The sequence below is a fragment of the Streptomyces niger genome, from assembly GCF_000718305.1.
Classification (GTDB): domain Bacteria; phylum Actinomycetota; class Actinomycetes; order Streptomycetales; family Streptomycetaceae; genus Streptomyces; species Streptomyces niger.
This window is the reverse complement of sequence record NZ_JOFQ01000004.1, coordinates 371,703-389,368: the sequence shown is the minus strand read 5'-3', so window position 1 is coordinate 389,368 and position 17,666 is coordinate 371,703. Positions and strand designations below refer to the sequence as shown.

The window sequence follows — 17,666 nt, the reverse complement described above, 5'->3', positions numbered from 1 at the left end:
CGCACTCGTGGAATCTCTGATCGCGCTGCTCGTCGGGGCACCACTGGTCGGTGCGGCCGTGCTGCTCTGCGGCGGCAAACGCCTGGACCGCGCGGGCCACTGGCTCGGCACCCTGCTCGCGGTGGTGTCGTTCGTCATCGGCCTGGTGCTGTTCGCGAACATGCTGGGCCGGGGCGCCGAGGACCGCGCCCTGCACCAGCACCTGTTCAGCTGGATCCCGGTGGGCGGCTTCCAGGCCGACATCGCCTTCCAGCTCGACCAGTTGTCGATGACCTTCGTGCTGCTGATCACCGGTGTCGGATCGCTGATCCACATCTACTCGATCGGCTACATGGAGCACGACGAGCGGCGCCGCCGCTTCTTCGGCTATCTGAACCTGTTCCTCGCGGCGATGCTGCTGCTGGTCCTCGCCGACAACTACCTCCTGCTGTACGTCGGCTGGGAGGGCGTCGGCCTCGCCTCGTACCTCCTCATCGGCTTCTGGCAGCACAAGCCGAGCGCGGCGACGGCGGCCAAGAAGGCCTTCCTGGTCAACCGGGTCGGCGACATGGGCCTGTCCATCGCGATCATGCTGATGTTCACCACCTTCGGGACGTTCGCGTTCGGCCCGGTGCTGGGCGCGGCGGGGGAGACCAGCGAGGGCAAGCTCACCGCCATCGGGCTGATGCTGCTGCTGGCCGCCTGCGGCAAGTCCGCCCAGGTGCCGCTGCAGTCCTGGCTCGGTGACGCGATGGAGGGCCCGACCCCGGTCTCGGCCCTGATCCACGCCGCCACCATGGTCACCGCGGGGGTCTACCTCATCACCCGCTCCGGGGCGATCTTCGACGCGGCGCCGGACGCGCAGACCGCCGTGGTCGCGGTCGGCGCGGTCACGCTGCTCTTCGGTGCGATCGTCGGTTGCGCGAAGGACGACATCAAGAAGGCGCTGGCCGGCTCGACGATGTCGCAGATCGGGTACATGATCCTGGCCGCCGGGCTGGGCCCGATCGGGTACGCCTTCGCGATCATGCACCTGGTCACCCACGGCTTCTTCAAGGCGGGCCTCTTCCTCGGCGCCGGTTCCGTGATGCACGGGATGAACGACGAGGTGGACATGCGCCGCTATGGCGGCCTGCGGAAGCACATGCCGGTCACCTTCGTCACCTTCGGCCTCGGATACCTGGCGATCATCGGCTTCCCGGGCCTGTCCGGCTTCTTCTCCAAGGACAAGATCATCGAGGCGGCGTTCGCCAGCGGCGGCACCCAGGGCTGGATCCTGGGCGCGGCCACCCTGCTGGGCGCCGGCATCACCGCGTTCTACATGACGCGGGTGATGCTGATGACGTTCTTCGGCGAGGAGCGCTGGCGCAAGGCCCCGACCCCGTCGCCGGACCAGCCGAGCGTGGAGCCCGCGGCCGAGACCCGAGGAGAGTACGAACCGCCGCACCCGCACGAGTCGCCGAAGTCCATGACGATCCCCATGATCGTGTTGGCCTTCGGCTCGGTCTTCGCGGGCGGGCTGTTCAGCATCAACGAGGCGTTCGTGCACTGGCTGGAGCCGGTCACCTCCTTCAAGCACGGCCACGCCCCGGTCAGCGCCCTTGCGGTGACCGCCTCGACGATCGTGGTGCTGGTCATCGGCGTCGGCATCGCCTGGCTGATGTACGGCCGCAAGCCCGTCCCGGCGCTAGCGCCGCGCGGCTCGTTCCTCACCCGCGCCGCCCGGCGCGACCTGCTCCAGGACGACTTCAACCACGTCGTACTGGTCCGCGGCGGCGAGGAACTGACCCGGGCGCTGGTCCGGATCGACGACGCCGTCGTCGACGGCGCGGTCAACGGCACCGCGGTGTCGGTCGGCGGCCTCTCCGGCCGGCTGCGCCGCCTGCAGACCGGCTACGTCCGCTCCTACGCCCTCCAGATGCTGGGCGGCGCCGCGGTGCTGGTCTTCGCGACCCTGTTGATGAGGGGTGTCTGAGCCATGGCAGATTTCTCATTTCCTCTGCTGTCAGCAACCGCGGTGGTGCCGGCGGTCGGCGCGGTCGCCACGGCCGCCGTGCCCGCCGCGAAGCGCACCGCCGCCAAGTGGCTGGCGCTGCTCTTCTCGCTGGCCACCCTGGTGCTGGCCCTCGTGATCGCGGTCCGCTTCGACCCCGGGGCCAAGGGCCCCTTCCAACTCACCGAGTCACACGCCTGGATCGCCGACTTCGGCGTGCGGTACGAGCTCGGCGTGGACGGCATCGCGGTGGCGCTCATCGCGCTGACCGCCCTGCTGATCCCGTTCGTCATCCTCGCGGGCTGGCACGACGCGGACGCGCTGGAGAAGGACGCCACCAAGCGGTGGCGGCCGACCCAGGGCTTCTTCGCGCTGATCCTCGCCGTCGAGGCGATGGTGGTCATCTCCTTCGAGGCCACCGACGTCTTCCTCTTCTACATCTTCTTCGAAGCCATGCTCATCCCGATGTACTTCCTCATCGGCGGCTTCGGGGACCGGGCGGGTGTCGACGACGCCACCGAGGGCGCGGCCCGGCGCTCGTCCGCCGCGGTGAAGTTCCTGCTGTACAACCTCGCCGGCGGTCTGATCATGCTGGCCGCGGTGATCGGCCTGTACGCCGTCACCGCCGACCAGCTCGGCACCGGCACGTTCTCGCTCCAGCAGATCGTGCAGGCCCGCGCGGCCGGCGACCTGACCATGGGCACGGGCATCGAGCGGCTGCTCTTCCTCGGCTTCTTCTTCGCCTTCGCGGTGAAGGCGCCGCTGTGGCCGCTGCACACCTGGCTGCCGGGCGCCATGGGCGAGTCCACGGCGCCGGTCGCCGTGCTGATCACCGCGGTGGTCGACAAGGTCGGCACGTTCGCGATGCTCCGCTTCTGCCTCCAGCTCTTCCCCGAGGCCAGCAAGTGGGCGACGCCGGTGGTCCTGGTGCTGGCGCTGATCAGCATCCTGTACGGCGCGCTGCTCGCGGTCGCCCAGAAGGACATCAAGCGCCTGGTGGCGTACGCGTCCATCTCGCACTTCGGCTTCATCATCCTCGGCGTCTTCGCGATGACCAGCCAGGGCCAGAGCGGCGCGACGCTCTACATGGTCAACCACGGCATCTCCACCGCCGCGCTGATGCTGGTGGCCGGCTTCCTGATCACCCGCCGCGGCTCCCGCCTCATCGCGGACTACGGCGGCGTGCAGAAGGTCGCCCCGGTACTGGCCGGCACCTTCCTGATCGGCGGCCTCGCCACGCTCTCGCTGCCCGGCCTCGCGCCGTTCGTCAGTGAGTTCCTGGTCCTGGTCGGCACGTTCAGCCGGTATCCGGTCCTCGGCATCATCGCCACCGTCGGCATCGTGCTGGCCGCGCTGTACGTCCTCGTGCTGTACCAGCGCACGATGACCGGGCCGGTCAGGGCGGAGGTCCGGGCCATGCCCGACCTCAAGGCCCGGGAGTTGGTGGTGGTGGCGCCGCTGATCGCGCTGCTGCTCTTCCTCGGCGTCTACCCGAAGCCCTTGACCAACCTGGTGAACCCCGCGGTGGACCACACCCTGTCCGTCGTGGACCAGCAGGACCCCAAGCCCGACGTCCGGGTCAACGCCGTGCCCGGTGAGGCCGGCACCGATCGAGATGCGGAGGCCGCGAAGTGACATCCGTGGCAGCGGTCCACAGTCTGTGGACGATGGCGGACGGGGCGGCCGGCTCGCCCCTCGCCCCCGGCGGCCCGAGCCGGATCCCGGCGCCGCACATCGAGTACGCCCAGCTGGCGCCCACCCTCATCGTGCTCGGCGCGGCCGTGCTCGGCGTGCTGGTCGAGGCGTTCTGGCCGCGCCGCGGCCGGTATTACGCGCAGGTGCTGCTCTCCGTGGTCGCGCTGGCCGCCGCGTTCGCCGCGGTCATCGGCCTCGCGGCCGGCGGCTTCGGCACGACGAAGGCGCACATCGCCGCGATGGGCGCGCTCGCGGTCGACGGCCCGGCGCTCTTCCTGCAGGGCACGATCCTGCTGGTCTCGCTGATCGCGATCTTCACCTTCGCCGAGCGCCGGCTGGATCCCGCGACGCACGGCCGCCCGGTGGACTCCTTCGCGGCCCAGGGCGCGGCGGTGCCCGGTGGCGAGGCCGAGAAGGCGGCGGTCAAGGCCGGGTTCACCACCACCGAGGTCTTCCCGCTCGCCCTCTTCGCGATCGGCGGCATGCTGGTCTTCCCGGCGGCCAACGACCTGCTGACGCTCTTCGTCGCGCTGGAGGTCTTCTCCCTCCCGCTGTACATCCTGTGCGCGCTCGCCCGCCGTCAGCGGCTCCTCTCGCAGGAGTCGGCGGTCAAGTACTTCCTGCTCGGCGCGTTCTCCTCGGCGTTCCTGCTGTTCGGCGTGGCGCTGCTGTACGGCTACGCCGGTACGGTCACGTACGCCGGCATCGCCGAGGTGGTGAGCGACGGCGCCAAGCAGATCGACCCGGCGCTCGCCGACACCATGGGCAACGACGCGCTGCTGCTGATCGGCGGCGCGCTCGTGGTGATGGGCCTGCTCTTCAAGGTCGGTGCCGTGCCGTTCCACATGTGGACGCCGGACGTGTACCAGGGCGCGCCCACCCCGGTGACCGGCTTCATGGCCGCCGCCACCAAGGTCGCCGCGTTCGGCGCGCTGCTGCGCCTGCTGTACGTCGCGCTGCCGGGCCTGCGCTGGGACTGGCGGCCGGTCATGTGGGGCGTGGCGATCCTGACGATGCTGGCCGGTGCGGTCATCGCGGTCACCCAGACCGACGTGAAGCGGCTGCTGGCGTACTCCTCCATCGCGCACGCCGGGTTCATCCTGGCCGGTGTGATCGCCACCAGCGAGGACGGCATCTCCTCGGTGCTGTTCTACCTGCTGGCGTACTCCTTCGTGACGCTCGGTGCGTTCGCGGTGGTCACGCTGGTGCGGGACGCGGGCGGCGAGGCGACCCAGCTGGCCAAGTGGGCGGGGCTGGGGCGGCGTTCGCCGCTGGTGGCCGCGGTCTTCGCGGTGTTCCTGCTGGCCTTCGCCGGTATCCCGCTGACCTCCGGGTTCGCGGGCAAGTTCGCGGTCTTCAAGGCGGCGGCGGAGGGCGGCGCCGGCTGGCTGGTCGTGATCGGTGTGCTCTCGTCCGCGATCGCCGCGTTCTTCTACATCCGGGTCATCGTCCTGATGTTCTTCAACGAGCCGAAGGCGGACGGTCCGACGGTGGCGGTGCCCAGCCCGCTGACCATGACGGCCATCGCGGTCGGCGTCGTGGTGACCCTGGTACTGGGCCTCGCGCCGCAGTACTTCCTCGACCTGGCGGGGCAGGCGGGCGTGTTCGTCCGCTGACCGGGGCCAGGTGCCCGTACGTACGCCGCTGCCCGGCGCTCCGTGAGGAGGCCGGGCAGCGGCGTACGTCTGCGGGACGGCCGGCTACGTCAGCCGTTCTGCCGGAAGCCGTCCAGCGACGAGGGGTCGATGGACGGGAGGTCCGTCGTGCCCTCGGTGCGGGTGAAGACGTCCTCCTCGCCCGAGGCCCAGGTGACGGTGAGCTTCTTGCCCCGCAGGCTCTTCACCGTGCCCTCGGCGTGCGCGGTGTCGCCGTCGGTGCACTTGAAGGCGAGCTTGGGCGGCGTGCCGTCGACGACCTTGCCGCCGCAGGACTTCTTGCCGATCAGGACGGCCTTGTCCTTCGAGACGGAGAGGATCAGCAGGCCCTTGTCGGCGTGGGAAGCGGCGGTGGTCCAGCCGCCCTCCAGGGCGGCCACGGTGACCTTGCCGCTCCCGTCGCCGGGCGTCGGGCCGGCCGACGAGGCGGACGGCGACGGCGACGTCGATCCCTTCGCGCCACCGTCGCCACCGCCACCGCAGCCGGCGAGCAGGAGCGTGGCGGCGGCGGCCGCGGCGGCGAACGGAATGCCCTTGCGCACGATGTTCTCCTCGGGGAAGACGGTCAGTTGGTGGCGGTCGGCAGGTCGGGCTTCGGGATTTCCACCTTGCCTTCGGCCCTCTTGTAGTCCTCGTTGAGGCCGAGCTTCCAGTCGACGGAGAGCGTGCTGCCGATCCGCCGCACCTTGCCCATCGATCGGGTGTCGTTGCCGTTGCACTGCAGCGCCAGCATGGTGGTCCCCATGTCCCTGACCTTGCCCTGGCAGACGGTCTTGCCGACGGTCAGCGTCGCGGACTCGCCAATGATCGCGAGGGTGACCGTGCCGTCCCCGGACTGCGTCTGCCAGGCGCCGTCGATCCCGCCCGCGGCCTTGTCGCCGTCCGCGGACTTCGACGGGCTCGGCTTGCTCTCCTTGCCACCCTCGCTGCTGCTGCCGCAACCACTGAGCAACAGCGCGGCGATGGCGGCCGCCCCGGCGATCTGCGCTGCCTTGCGCACGTACGTCTCCTCCGTTGTGGGACAGGTTTCGAGAGGCTAGCAGTCACGCGCATGACAACCGCCCCAATGGCCCCGTGGCGCACTTCTCGCCCATCGGGTCGCACGCACCCGTTTCGTACCAGCCTTCCGAGACGTACATAAAGAGTTGGCAATGTCCGGAAATGGATTGGCGTACCCCCCAGAGGGGTCCTAGCGTCCTTTCGGGGCGCGGCCGGGGTGGGGCTGTGGCCGTAGGGGGGACACGTGGCTCATGCCAGCACGCGGTTCACGGTCGACCGGACCGTGCCAGGGCTGATGGTGAAAATCGGTGACTATCCGCTGCACCACGGCGGGGTGGGGGCGATCCGCAGCTTGGGACGGCTGGGCGTGCCCATGTACGCGATCACGGAGGACAGATACACGCCCGCAGCGGCGTCCCGGTACCTCCACGGGCGGTTCGTCTGGCCGACCACCGGACGCGAGGACCCCGAGCGGCTGGTCGACGGCCTGCTGCGAATCGGCCGCCGGATCGGCCGGCCGACGGTCCTGATACCGACCGACGAGGAGGCCGCGGTCCTGATCGCCGAGCACGCGGACGTCCTGTCCGACCGCTTCCTGTTCCCGCGCACGCCGCGCGGGCTCTCCCGCAGAGTGGCCAGCAAGCAGGGCCTGCACGAACTGTGCATCGAGCACGGCATCCCGTCCCCCCGGGCGGTCTTCCCGCAGACGCAGGAGGACATCGAGGACTTCGCCGGGTACGCCCGCTTCCCGGTCGTCGCCAAGAACCGCGAGGCGTTCCAGCGCCGCAGCCGGCCCGCGGTGAACGGCACCACACGCATCGCCGACGCCGCGCACCTGAGGCGGCTCGCCAAGGCCTGGGGCCCGCGTCCGGGCGTGATCCTCCAGGAGTACCTCCCGCGCGAGGAGGCCGAGGACTGGGTCGTGCACGCGTACTTCGACGCGGACAGCGCGGCACTGTCGATGTTCACCGGGGTCAAGGTCCGCTCCTGGCCGCCGCACGCCGGGATGACCGCCTGCGCTTACGTCGTCGGCAACCCCGAACTGGCGGAGATGACCGCCCAGTTCATCAAGCGCATCGGCTTCAGCGGCATCGTCGACCTGGACTGGCGCTACGACCGGCGGGACCGCCGCTACAAGCTGCTGGACTTCAATCCGCGGATGGGCGCGCAGTTCCGGCTCTTCGAGAACGAGGCCGGGGTGGACGTGGTCCGCGCCCAGCACCTGGACCTGACCGGGCGCGCGGTGCCGGAGGCCGAACAGCGCGACGGGCACCGCTTCGTCGTGGAGAACATCGACCTGCCCGCCTGGCTGGCCTACCGCCGCAGCGGCTACACCACGCCGCACGTGCCGGACCGCCCGGCGGGCACCGAGCTGGCCTGGCTGGCCGCCGACGACTTGAAGCCGTTCTTCACCATGCTCGCGCGGTTCGTCCGCCCGGGCGCCAAACACCTCTGGCAGATGTGGCGCGGCCGGGCGGGCCGGCACCACGACGGCTGACGCCCGCGCCCCTCGTACCGCTCCGCACGATCTGCCGTTCCGACTCCGCGCACGGCTCCGGGCAGCGCGGCCCGGGCCGTGCCCGGCACGCCGTACATCGCACGACGCATCAGCAGCACCCTGGGGAGGGAAACCCGAGTGAACACTCCGGTAGCAGTCATCGGCGCAGGCCCCTTCGGCCTGTCCACCGCCGCTCATCTCCGCGCACGCGGCATACCCGTCCGCACCTTCGGCCGCCCGATGGTGAGCTGGAGCGAGCACATGCCGGCCGGCATGCTGCTCAAGTCCACGCCGGCGGCGTCCAGCATCGACACCCCGCAGCCCGGCCACACGCTCGTCGACTACTGCGCGGCCGCGGGGGAGCGGCGGTACGAGTCGGACTGGGACATCATCCCGGTGGAGACCTTCGTCCGGTACGGCCGGTGGTTCCAGGAGCGGCTGGTGCCGGACCTGGAGGAGACCCGGGTGGTCTCCGTCGACCGGCAGCAGGGCGGCTTCGAGCTGAAGCTGGACAGTGGCGAGCAGTTCGAGGCCCGCGCGGTGGTCGTGGCCACGGGGCTCACCGGCTTCGCGCACGTGCCCGCCGAACTCGCCGAGGCCGCACCGGACGGACCGTCCCCCACTGGGCCCGTCTCGCACAGCTCCCAGCACGCCGACCTGTCCGGGTTCGCCGGCCGGGAGGTGGCGGTCGTGGGGGCCGGGCAGTCGGCGCTGGAGAGCGCGGTGCTGCTCGCGGACGCCGGGGCGACCGTACGGGTGGTGGCCCGGGGTCGGCAGGCGGTCGGCTTCGGCGCGCCGCCGGACCGGCAGCCCAAGCTGCGCCCCGAGACGCCGTTCGGCAACGCCTGGTCGCTGTACGCCTTCTCGTACCACGCGGACGGCTTCCGGTTCCTGCCGGCGCCGGCGCGGCAGTTGCTGGTCAAGCGGGTGCTGGGGCCGCTGGGCGCGTGGTGGCTGCGGGACCGGTTCGTGGGCCGGGTGCAGGTGACGGCGGGGCGCCGGATCGTCCGGACCCGGGTCGAGGACGGCCGTACGGTGCTGTCGCTGCGCGGTGACGACGGGTACGACGGCGAGCTGGCCGCCGACCACGTGCTGGCGGCCACGGGCTACCGGGTGGACCTGGGCGCGCTGGAGTTCCTCGGCCAGGGGCTGCGGACGGAGCTGGCGGTGGGTGCCGGCGGGCCGCGGCTGGGCGCCGGGTTCGAGTCGTCGGTGCCGGGGCTGTACTTCACGGGGCTGCCGGCGGCGGCCAGTTACGGGCCGGTGATGCGGTTCGTGTGCGGGACGGAGTTCGCCTCCCCGCGGCTGGCCGCTTCGCTGGCCGGCAGGCGATAACGCTCTGTTAGGGGCGTCTTCCGTGGGGCCGCGGCTGCGGGCCGTGGGCGGCTGGTCGCGCAGTTCCCCGCGCCCCTGAGCGGGCGGGCCCCGTACGGCACGTGTTGCCGTACGGGGCCCGCCCGTTCTCCGGGCTCACACCGCCGTGCGCGGGATCCGGCGCTCCCAGCTGCGGCGGAAGATCTCTTCCTCGCCGTCGTGGCAGACGACCTCGTTCTTCGTCACGAAGTCGCCGGCGTCGGTGGTGATCTCCGAGCGGGTCCGGACCCGGGCGTCCCAGCCCAGGTCCGGGCGGCGCAGCCGGATCGACCAGTCCGAGCGGGTCGCCGCGCTCTCCGGGTCCGCGCTGTCGATGCGGTACGTCTCCAGCGCGTCCTCGGTGAACTCCAGCCCGTCCGGGTAGATCCGGGTGCCGCCGTACCGGGGGTCCACCTCCAGCGTCCAGGTGCCGGCCGCGACGTCCCGGACGACCTTGCGCTCGGGGCGCTGGTCGCCGCCGTCGGGGAAGACCACGCCCAGCGGCTCGGACTGCTCGGGCTGCTCGAAGGTGATCTCCGGTTCGTCGGCGCGCGGGGTGCGGACCGGCAGTTCGACCGAGCTGGCGGCCGGGTCGACGGTCCAGCCCGCCTCGCTGCCCGCGTGCGGCCAGACCCACGGCCAGTACGCGGAGGAGAGCGCGACGCGGATGCGGTGCCCGGCCGGGAACGCGTGCCCGATGCCGTTCAACTCGAAGGTCACGTCCTCCGTGGTGCCGGGCATCCACTCCACGGCCCGATCCCGGCCGTGCCGGGTGAGCAGGTTGAGCACGCCGCGGGTGACCAGCGTGGACGAGCCGTCGGGCGCCACGTCGCAGATGCGGGCGATGACCTGACCGCGCGGCACCTCGGAGGTCAGCCGCAGGGTGACCCGGGGGCGGCCCAGGATCTCCACCCGCTCGGTCAGCTCCGGCAGGTCGAAGCAGACCGAGCGGCCGTCCTCCTCGCGCTGGTCGGGCGGCAGGTCGGCGTCGTTGCCGAACGGGAAGTAGCGGCCCGCGTCGACGCCGGTGTGCTGCGGCGAACGGACCAGCAGCGGCCGGTCGCCGGGCAGCGGGTACGCGGTCGGGGTCACGTGCGGGGAGGGCCAGGCGGGGTCGGCGACCCAGCGGCCCGGCAGCTCGTCGTAGACGGTGGCCGGCGGGTGCGACTCGCTGATCCACGAGCGCAGCAGCGGGTCGTCCTCGACGCTGCGGGCCCCCGCGCCGGAGGCGCTGTCGGACTCGCCCTTGAGCCAGTGGTCCCACCAGCGCAGCGTCTCCTGGAGGAAGCCGATCGCGGGGCCCGGCGGCAGGCCGCGGTCGGGGTACTGGTGCGACCAGGGCCCGATGATGCCGCGGACGGGCGCGTCGAGGTGCTCGGCCAGCCGCAGCACCGTGTCGCGGTACGGGTCGTGCCAGCCGCCCACCGCGAGCACCGCCGCCTTGATCGTCGAGTAGTCCTCGCAGACGCTGCCGTGCTGCCAGTACGCGTCCCGGGATTGGTGCGCCAGCCAGGTGTGCAGGAACGGGTCGACCGCTTCGAGGCGGTCGGTCCACTGCTTGCGCCAGCCGTCGCCGACCTGCGCCGGGTCCGGCGGCCGGGAGACGAAGGCGAGCATCGTGGCGGCCCAGGCGTGCATGTCGACGGCGAGCAGCGAGCCGCCCGTGTAGTGCACGTCGTTGTCGAACCGGTCGTCGGCCGAGCAGACCGTGACGATCGCCTTGAGCGCCTCGGGCGCACGCGCCGCGAGCTGGAGGCTGTTGAAGCCGCCCCAGGAGATGCCGAACATGCCCACCTTGCCCGAGCACCAGGGCTGCGCGGCCAGCCACTCGATGACGGCCACCCCGTCGGCGAGCTCCGTCTCGGAGTACTCGTCGGTCGGCAGCCCCTCGGAATTGCCGTGGCCGCGGACGTCGACGCGGACGGAGGCGTAGCCGTGGCCCGCGTAGTAGGGGTGGCGCTGGGCGTCGCGCGGCGCGGTCCAGTCGCTGAGCCGGTAGGGCAGGTATTCGAGGAGCGCGGGGACGGGCTCCGTGCCGTACGGGCGCCAGATGCGGGCGTAGAGCCGGGTGCCGTCCGGGAGGGGGATGCGGACGTCCTCGCAGAACGTGCGGTGCGGGAAGTCGGTCCGGATGTGCATGGGGGCAGGTCCAATGAGCGTTAGTGGACGGGGTGCATGGTGCGGCGCAGCCACGGCCCTGCGGCGATCACCGCGAGGCCCGCGACGACCGCGAAGGCGCCGTTGAGGCCGAAGTACAGGTCGTTGGATATTTCACCGAAGAACTTCACGGCCTGTGCCTGGATGCCGTTGGCCAGGGCGAGCGAGAGGAACCACAGGGCCATCGTCTGGCTGGCGAAGGCGGCCGGCGCGAGCTTGGTCGTCGCGGACATGCCGGTGGTCTCCAGCAGGATGTCGCCGAGGCCGAGCAGCACGTACGAGATCAGGATCCACCAGGCCGCCATCTTCCAGTCGCCGCTCCGCCCGTGCGTCGCGGGCACCATGACGAGGAAGGACAGCCCGCCGAGAATGACGCCGTACGCGATCTTGTGCGAGGCGTGCGGCTGGCGCTTGCCGAGCTTGACCCAGACGGCCGCGACGACCGGCGCGAGCAGCACCTCGGCGCCGCCGAGCACCGAGTTGTACCAGGTGGAGGGGAACTCCCAGCCGAGGACCGCCGTGTCGGCGTGGTCCGCCGCCAGCAGCGTCATCGTCGAGTACGACTGGAAGAGGACGAAGTTGAAGACCACCGAGGCGGCGAAGAGCACGAGGTACGGGCGGAGCCGGCCGCGCTCCGCCGCCTCGACCCGGGGGCTGCGGAACATCACCACGAAGTAGGCGACGGGCGCGAGCACCGAGACCACCGTCAGGACGTCCACGGTGCGGTCCATGGTCAGCCACCCGGCCGGTGTCAGGCTCGTGGCGACGGCGGTGACCAGCACGCAGCCGCCGACGATCAGCCAGGTCGCGCGGCGCATCGCCGCCGGCGGCAGGGCGAACTCCGCGCTGTGCTTGCGGCCGGCGAGCCCCTTGCGGCCCGCGACGTACTGGATGAGGCCCAGCGTCATGCCGACCGCGGCCGCCGAGAAGCCCCAGTGCCAGCCCTGCTTCTGCCCCAGCCAGCCGATGACCAGCGGGGCGAGGAAGGCACCGATGTTGATGCCCATGTAGTACAGCGCGAAGCCGGCGTCCCGGCGCTCGTCCTCGGTGGCGTAGAGCTTGCCGACCATGGTCGAGACGTTCGGCTTCAACAGGCCCGTGCCGGCGATGATCAGCGCCAGGCCCACCCAGGTCATCGTCGCGGTGGGCACCGCCATGGAGTAGTGGCCGCAGGCGATGAGGATGCCGCCCCACAGCACGGCGCGGTAGGAGCCGAGCATCCGGTCCGCGAGCCAGCCGCCGGCGACCGAGACGAGGTAGACCAGCGTGCCGTAGGCGGCGGTGACGGACGCGGCGGTGTTACCCGCCATGCCCAGCCCGCCGTGCGCGACCGTGTCGGCGAAGTACAGGACCAGGATGGCCTGCATGCCGAGGAAGGAGAACCGCTCCCAGACCTCCAGGCCCGAGAGGGTCAGCAGGCCGCGGGGGTGGCCGAGGAAGGAACGGGCGTCGCGAGGGTGCGGTGGTCCGGACACGGCTGTGGCTCCTGGTGCTGGCGGGGATCAACCAGCGACTGCTCTCCGTTCCGCCCCGCACAAAACCCGCAACCGTGGGTGATCAAGAACATACCGGGCCGGGTGCCCGGTGACCCGTGGCCCGAGGAGACCATGGAGACGGGCAGGCGCTCACGGTGATCGAACTGGGACCGGATACGCTGGCCAATGGTGGAGACAGCGACAGATCGACAATCAGTTTGATCGTCAGCAGACAGGAGTAACCCTCGTGACCGTCGTCGGGCCCTTCGGGCTGAGCGTGCGGGACCAGGCTCTTGAGGCCGATGTCCAGGCCGGGTTGGCGGCTGTCGAGGAGGGCCTGCTGGAGGCCACCAAGAGCGACGTGCCGTTCATCACCGACGCCGCGCAGCATCTCGTCCGCGCAGGCGGCAAGCGCTTCCGGCCGCTGCTGGGCATGCTCGCCGCGCAATTCGGCGACCCGCACGCCCCGGGCGTGGTGCCCTCGGCCGTGGTCGTGGAGCTGACCCACCTGGCGACGCTGTACCACGACGACGTCATGGACGAGGCCGCCGTGCGCCGCGGCGTCCCCAGCGCCAACGCCCGCTGGGACAACTCCGTCGCGGTCCTCACCGGCGACTTCCTCTTCGCGCGCGCTTCGCACATGCTGGCCGACCTCGGCCCGGAGGCGGTCCGCATCCAGGCCGAGGCGTTCGAGCGCCTGGTGACCGGCCAGATCCTGGAGACCGCCGGGCCGCGCGACGGCCGCGACCCGGTCGACCACTACCTCGACGTGCTCGCCGGCAAGACCGGTTCGCTGATCGCCGTCGCCTGCCGCTTCGGCGCGATGATGGCCGGCTCCGACGAGTCCACGGTCAACATCCTCACGCAGTACGGCGAGCGGCTCGGCACCGCCTTCCAGCTCGCCGACGACGTGCTGGACATCGCCAGCGACTCCCACGAGTCCGGCAAGACCCCCGGCACCGACTTGCGCGAGGGCATCCCCACGCTGCCGGTCCTGCACCTCCGGGCGCTCGCCGCCTCGGAGGGGGCGAGCGAAGCGGACCGCGCGCTGGCCGCCCTCCTGGAGGAGGACCTCACCGACGACGCCCGGCATGCCGAGGCGCTCGCCGGGCTGCGCGCCCACCCCGCCCTGGAGCAGGCCCGCCGCGACACGGTCCGGTACGCGCAGGAGGCCCGCGCGACGCTGGCGCCGCTGCCGGAGTGCCCGGCGAAGACGGCGCTGCAGGAGCTGTGTGACGCGGTGGTGCACCGCGCGGGCTGAGCCCGTCGCCGGCCGCGCCTTCTCAGGGGCGGTCTCATCCTTCAGCAGTACACGGTTCCAGCCCCGGGGCTGACGCTTTGTGATGGCGGATTTGGTGGCATTGACCCCACCACGCCACGGTAGAGCGGGCCACAATGAGCCCGAGGTGTGGACGAGTGCGTTGGTCGAGACCGCCGCCTACGACGGAGGGTGCACATGCCACGGAACGAACCGAAACGGATCACCGGCGAATGGGATGACGGAGGGGACCGGCCGCGACGGAGCAAGCTCGTCCGGTACGGCGTTCCGGTCGCGGTGGCGGGGGTGGCGGCGGCGACGATCGGGCTGGTCCCGGCGTTCGCCGGCCCCGGCGCCCCCGACCTGCCGGAGATATCGGCGCAGGATCTCATCGCCAAGGCAGCGGCGTCGGACGTGCAGCAGCTGTCCGGCACGGTACGGATCAGCACCGACCTCGGCCTGCCGGAGCTGCCCGGCGGCATGAGCGCCGGCGCGTTCGGCGAATCGGGCGGGGACAAGGACGGCGGAGCCGCCGACCCCAAGGACAAGCTGATGGAGCTGGCCTCCGGCACGCACACGCTGCGGGTGGCCGCCGACGGCGCCGACCGGCAGCGGGTGTCGGTCATCGACAAGGCCGCCGAGTACAGCCTGGTCCGCAACGGCGACAAGGTATGGGCGTACGACAGCGGCAGCAACACCGCCTTCCGCGCCACCGGCCCGCAGGCCGAAAAGCACGCGACGCCGCGGTCCATGGGGGACATGACCCCGCAGAAGCTCGCGAAGCAGGCCTTGGAGGCGGCCGGTGACACCACGTCGGTCACCGTCGACGGCACCGCGAAGGTCGCCGGCCGGGACGCCTATCAGCTGCTGGTCAAGCCCAAGCAGGCCGGCTCGACCGTGGGCGCGATCCGCGTCGCGGTGGATGCGCAGAACGGCGTGCCGCTGCGGTTCACGCTGTCCCCGAAGAGCGGCGGCGCACCGGTCGTCGAGGCGGGCTTCACCTCGGTGGACTTCGCGAAGCCGGAGGCCGGCACGTTCGCCTTCAGCCCGCCCGAGGACGCGAAGGTCATCGACGGCGACGAGGTCCGTACGCAGCACGACCGCAAGGCCGAGAACCGCCCGAACAAGCTCCCCGGGCTGCCGCAGGAGCTGACCGGGGCGGGCGCCCGGGACGCCGACGGCATGGACGTCATCGGCCACGGCTGGACCGCGATCGCGAAGATCGACGGCGGCTCCGAGGGCAAGGGCGAGAAGGCGGCCACCGGGCGCAAGGCGGGCGCCACCGGCGACGCCGCCGCGTTCATGGACTCCCTGGGCGAGAAGGTGACCGGCACGTTCGGCTCCGGGCACGTCTTCAGCACCCGCCTGGTGAACGCCCTGGTGACGGACGACGGCACGGTCTACGTCGGCGCCGTCGACCGGCAGTCGCTGATCAAGGCGGCGAACGCGGCGAAGTGACCGCGCCGAGGTGACCGCGCCGAGGTGACCGCGGCGAGGCGATCGCGCCGAGGTGAGGGCGATGCAGTGACCTCGATGCAGTGACCGCGGCGAGGCGGCCGCGGTGCAGTGACCCGGTGGTGGCCCCGGCCACCGCCCGGTGGTCCCGGCGGACGGCCGAGGGGCGCGGCCCGTGCTTCGCGCGCGGCGCGCCCCTCGGCCCGGCTCACAGTGGGGGAGCGCATGGCGCCACCGTCATCGGACGGGGTCCGTGGAACGGAACCGCAGGGTGGCGCGGTGGGCCCGCCCGTCATCGAGACGCGCGGACTGACCAAGACGTACGGGAGCGGACGGCCGGCCGTCGAGGGGCTCGACCTGTCCGTGCCGGCCGGCAGCATCTTCGGCTTCCTCGGCCCCAACGGCTCCGGCAAGACCACCACCATCCGCATGCTGATGGGGCTCATCCAGCCGACGGCGGGCGGCGCGCGGCTGCTCGGCGAGCCGATGCCCGCCGCCGCGCGCCGGGTGCTGCCCCGGATCGGCGCGCTCATCGAGGGCCCCGCCCTCTACGGCTTCCTCACCGGCCGGGCGAACCTGCTGCGGTACGACGCCGCCGACCCGACCGCCGATCCCCGCACCCGCGCCGCGCGGGTGACCGCCGCGCTGGAACGGGTGGGCCTGGCCGCCGCGGCCGGCAAGCGGGCGCGCGCGTACTCGCTCGGCATGAAACAGCGGCTCGGGCTCGCCGCGGCCCTGCTCCAACCCCGTGACCTGCTGATCCTGGACGAGCCGACCAACGGCCTGGACCCGCAGGGCATGCGGGAGATCCGCGGCCTGGTGCGCGAGCTGGCCGCGGACGGCACGACCGTCTTCCTCTCCTCCCATCTCCTCGACGAGATCGAGCAGGTGTGCACGCACGCCGCGGTGATGTCCAGCGGCCGGCTGATCACTCAGGGCACGGTCGCCGGGCTCGCGGCCGGGGCGCGCGGCCGGTTGGCCGTCACCACCCCGGACACCGCGGACGCGGTACGGATCCTCAAGGAGCACGGCCTCGCCGACCTCGTGGTCACCGGGGACCGGGTCACGGGCGAGCTGCCCCCGGGCACCGACGGGGGCGAGCCGGATCCGGCCGATCTGAACGCCGCGCTCGTCGTGGCCGGGGTACGCGTCCGCGCCTTCGGGACCGAACGCCCCTCATTGGAAGACGTCTTCGTGGCACTGACGGGGGAGGGCTTCGATGTCGCGGGCTGACACGCGGGCGGACACGCAAGCGGACGGGGAGCTGGGCGTGTCGGGCGATCGTGCCCCGCGTCCCCTCTGGTCGCTCGGCCTGCTGCGCAACGAGCTCGGCACGACCTTCCGGCGGCGTCGCACGCTCATGCTGCTCGCCGTCCTGGCCTGCGTCCCCGTACTGGTCGGGATCGCGGTCCGGGTCCAGACCGCGGACGGCGGCGGGCGGGGCGGGCCGGCGTTCATCTCGCTGGTGACCAACAACGGGTTGTTCCTGGTCTTCACCTCGCTCGCGGCCACGCTCCCGGTGTTCCTGCCGATGGCGCTGGCGGTGGTCGCCGGGGACGCGATCGCGGGCGAGGCGGGCGCCGGGACGCTGCGCTACCTGCTGGTCGCGCCGGCCGGGCGGACCCGCCTGCTGCTCGTCAAGTACGCCGCCGCGCTGGCGTTCTCGCTGGCCGCGACCCTGGTGGTGGCGGCCTCCGCGCTGATCGTCGGCGTGCTGCTGTTCCCGTTGGGCGAGGTCACGCTGCTGTCGGGTACGGCCGTTCCGTTCACCGAGGGTCTGCTGCGGGCGCTCGCGGTCGCGGGCATGGTCGCGCTGTCGCTGACCGGTGTGGCGGCGCTGGGCCTGTTCGTCTCCACGCTCACCGGAAGCGGGATCGCGGCGATGGCGACCACGGTGGGCCTGGTGCTCACGGCGCAGATCCTGGACGCCCTGCCCCAGCTGGCGGCCGTACAGCCGTACCTCTTCCCGCACTACTGGCTGAGCTTCGCCGACCTGCTCCGCGACCCGGTCTACTGGGACGACATCCGCTCCAACCTGGGCTTGCAGGCGGTCTACGTGCTCCTCTTCGGCTCGGCGGCCTGGGCCCGCTTCACCACGCGGGACATCACGGCCTGAGGGGCGCTCGGCCTGTGCGGGCCGGCCGAGCCG

At 72.0% G+C, this 17,666-nt stretch carries 13 protein-coding genes; 9 read left to right on the top strand and 4 right to left on the bottom strand.

Features of this window, described 5'->3' with window-relative positions:
* Positions 1–7: 7 nt before the first annotated feature.
* Genes nuoL through nuoN form a run of 3 tightly spaced genes read left to right on the top strand, consistent with a single transcriptional unit; the run spans position 8 to position 5,283 of the window.
* Positions 8–1,954, top strand: coding sequence for an NADH-quinone oxidoreductase subunit L (gene nuoL / locus IF20_RS10620; protein ID WP_052864818.1), 1,947 nt, complete (start codon positions 8–10; stop codon positions 1,952–1,954).
* A 3-nt stretch (positions 1,955–1,957) separates the two neighbouring features.
* A complete protein-coding gene (locus tag IF20_RS10615; protein WP_052864817.1) occupies positions 1,958–3,607 on the top strand; it encodes an NADH-quinone oxidoreductase subunit M in 1,650 nt (549 codons plus the stop codon).
* Positions 3,604–5,283: an NADH-quinone oxidoreductase subunit NuoN gene (nuoN, locus tag IF20_RS10610; RefSeq protein ID WP_052864816.1), complete on the top strand. Its 1,680-nt coding sequence runs from the start codon at positions 3,604–3,606 to the stop codon at positions 5,281–5,283. The genes IF20_RS10615 and nuoN overlap by 4 nt, the downstream gene beginning before the upstream one ends.
* A gap of 89 nt (positions 5,284–5,372) precedes the next feature.
* On the opposite strand, the gene IF20_RS10605 is transcribed toward nuoN, so the two are convergent.
* Both IF20_RS10605 and IF20_RS10600 read right to left on the bottom strand, forming a co-directional pair.
* Positions 5,373–5,864, bottom strand: coding sequence for a hypothetical protein (locus IF20_RS10605; protein WP_052864815.1), 492 nt, complete (start codon positions 5,862–5,864; stop codon positions 5,373–5,375).
* A gap of 23 nt (positions 5,865–5,887) precedes the next feature.
* The gene (locus tag IF20_RS10600; protein ID WP_052864814.1) at positions 5,888–6,322 is read right to left on the bottom strand and encodes a hypothetical protein; all 435 of its coding nucleotides are present in this window, start codon (positions 6,320–6,322) and stop codon (positions 5,888–5,890) included.
* Positions 6,323–6,616: 294 nt separating this feature from the next.
* Between IF20_RS10600 and IF20_RS10595 the strand changes: the two genes are divergently transcribed.
* Together IF20_RS10595 and IF20_RS10590 are read left to right on the top strand one after the other, a co-directional pair.
* On the top strand, positions 6,617–7,819 hold the full coding sequence (locus tag IF20_RS10595) for a carboxylate--amine ligase (RefSeq protein WP_052864813.1): 1,203 nt from the start codon (positions 6,617–6,619) through the stop codon (positions 7,817–7,819).
* 138 nt (positions 7,820–7,957) lie between these two features.
* Entirely contained in the window at positions 7,958–9,154 is a 1,197-nt protein-coding gene (locus tag IF20_RS10590) for an NAD(P)-binding domain-containing protein (RefSeq protein WP_052864812.1), read from the top strand.
* A gap of 135 nt (positions 9,155–9,289) precedes the next feature.
* Here IF20_RS10590 and IF20_RS10585 read toward each other — a convergent pair whose 3' ends face one another.
* Both IF20_RS10585 and IF20_RS10580 read right to left on the bottom strand, forming a co-directional pair.
* The gene (locus IF20_RS10585; RefSeq protein ID WP_052864811.1) at positions 9,290–11,311 is read right to left on the bottom strand and encodes a CocE/NonD family hydrolase; all 2,022 of its coding nucleotides are present in this window, start codon (positions 11,309–11,311) and stop codon (positions 9,290–9,292) included.
* A gap of 20 nt (positions 11,312–11,331) precedes the next feature.
* Positions 11,332–12,804, bottom strand: coding sequence for a peptide MFS transporter (locus tag IF20_RS10580; RefSeq protein WP_052864810.1), 1,473 nt, complete (start codon positions 12,802–12,804; stop codon positions 11,332–11,334).
* Positions 12,805–13,051: 247 nt separating this feature from the next.
* On the opposite strand from IF20_RS10580, the gene IF20_RS10575 reads away from it, so the two are divergent.
* The 4 genes from IF20_RS10575 to IF20_RS10560 all read left to right on the top strand — a co-directional run bounded on the left by IF20_RS10575 (position 13,052) and on the right by IF20_RS10560 (position 17,633).
* Positions 13,052–14,065: a polyprenyl synthetase family protein gene (locus tag IF20_RS10575; RefSeq protein WP_052864809.1), complete on the top strand. Its 1,014-nt coding sequence runs from the start codon at positions 13,052–13,054 to the stop codon at positions 14,063–14,065.
* A gap of 195 nt (positions 14,066–14,260) precedes the next feature.
* Positions 14,261–15,520, top strand: coding sequence for a LolA family protein (locus IF20_RS10570; protein WP_110944042.1), 1,260 nt, complete (start codon positions 14,261–14,263; stop codon positions 15,518–15,520).
* Positions 15,521–15,742: 222 nt separating this feature from the next.
* On the top strand, positions 15,743–16,750 hold the full coding sequence (locus IF20_RS10565) for an ABC transporter ATP-binding protein (protein WP_110944041.1): 1,008 nt from the start codon (positions 15,743–15,745) through the stop codon (positions 16,748–16,750).
* Complete coding sequence (locus IF20_RS10560; RefSeq protein WP_052864807.1) at positions 16,737–17,633, top strand: ABC transporter permease; 897 nt, start codon at positions 16,737–16,739, stop codon at positions 17,631–17,633. Before IF20_RS10565 ends, IF20_RS10560 begins: the two co-directional genes overlap by 14 nt.
* Positions 17,634–17,666: the final 33 nt, after the last annotated feature.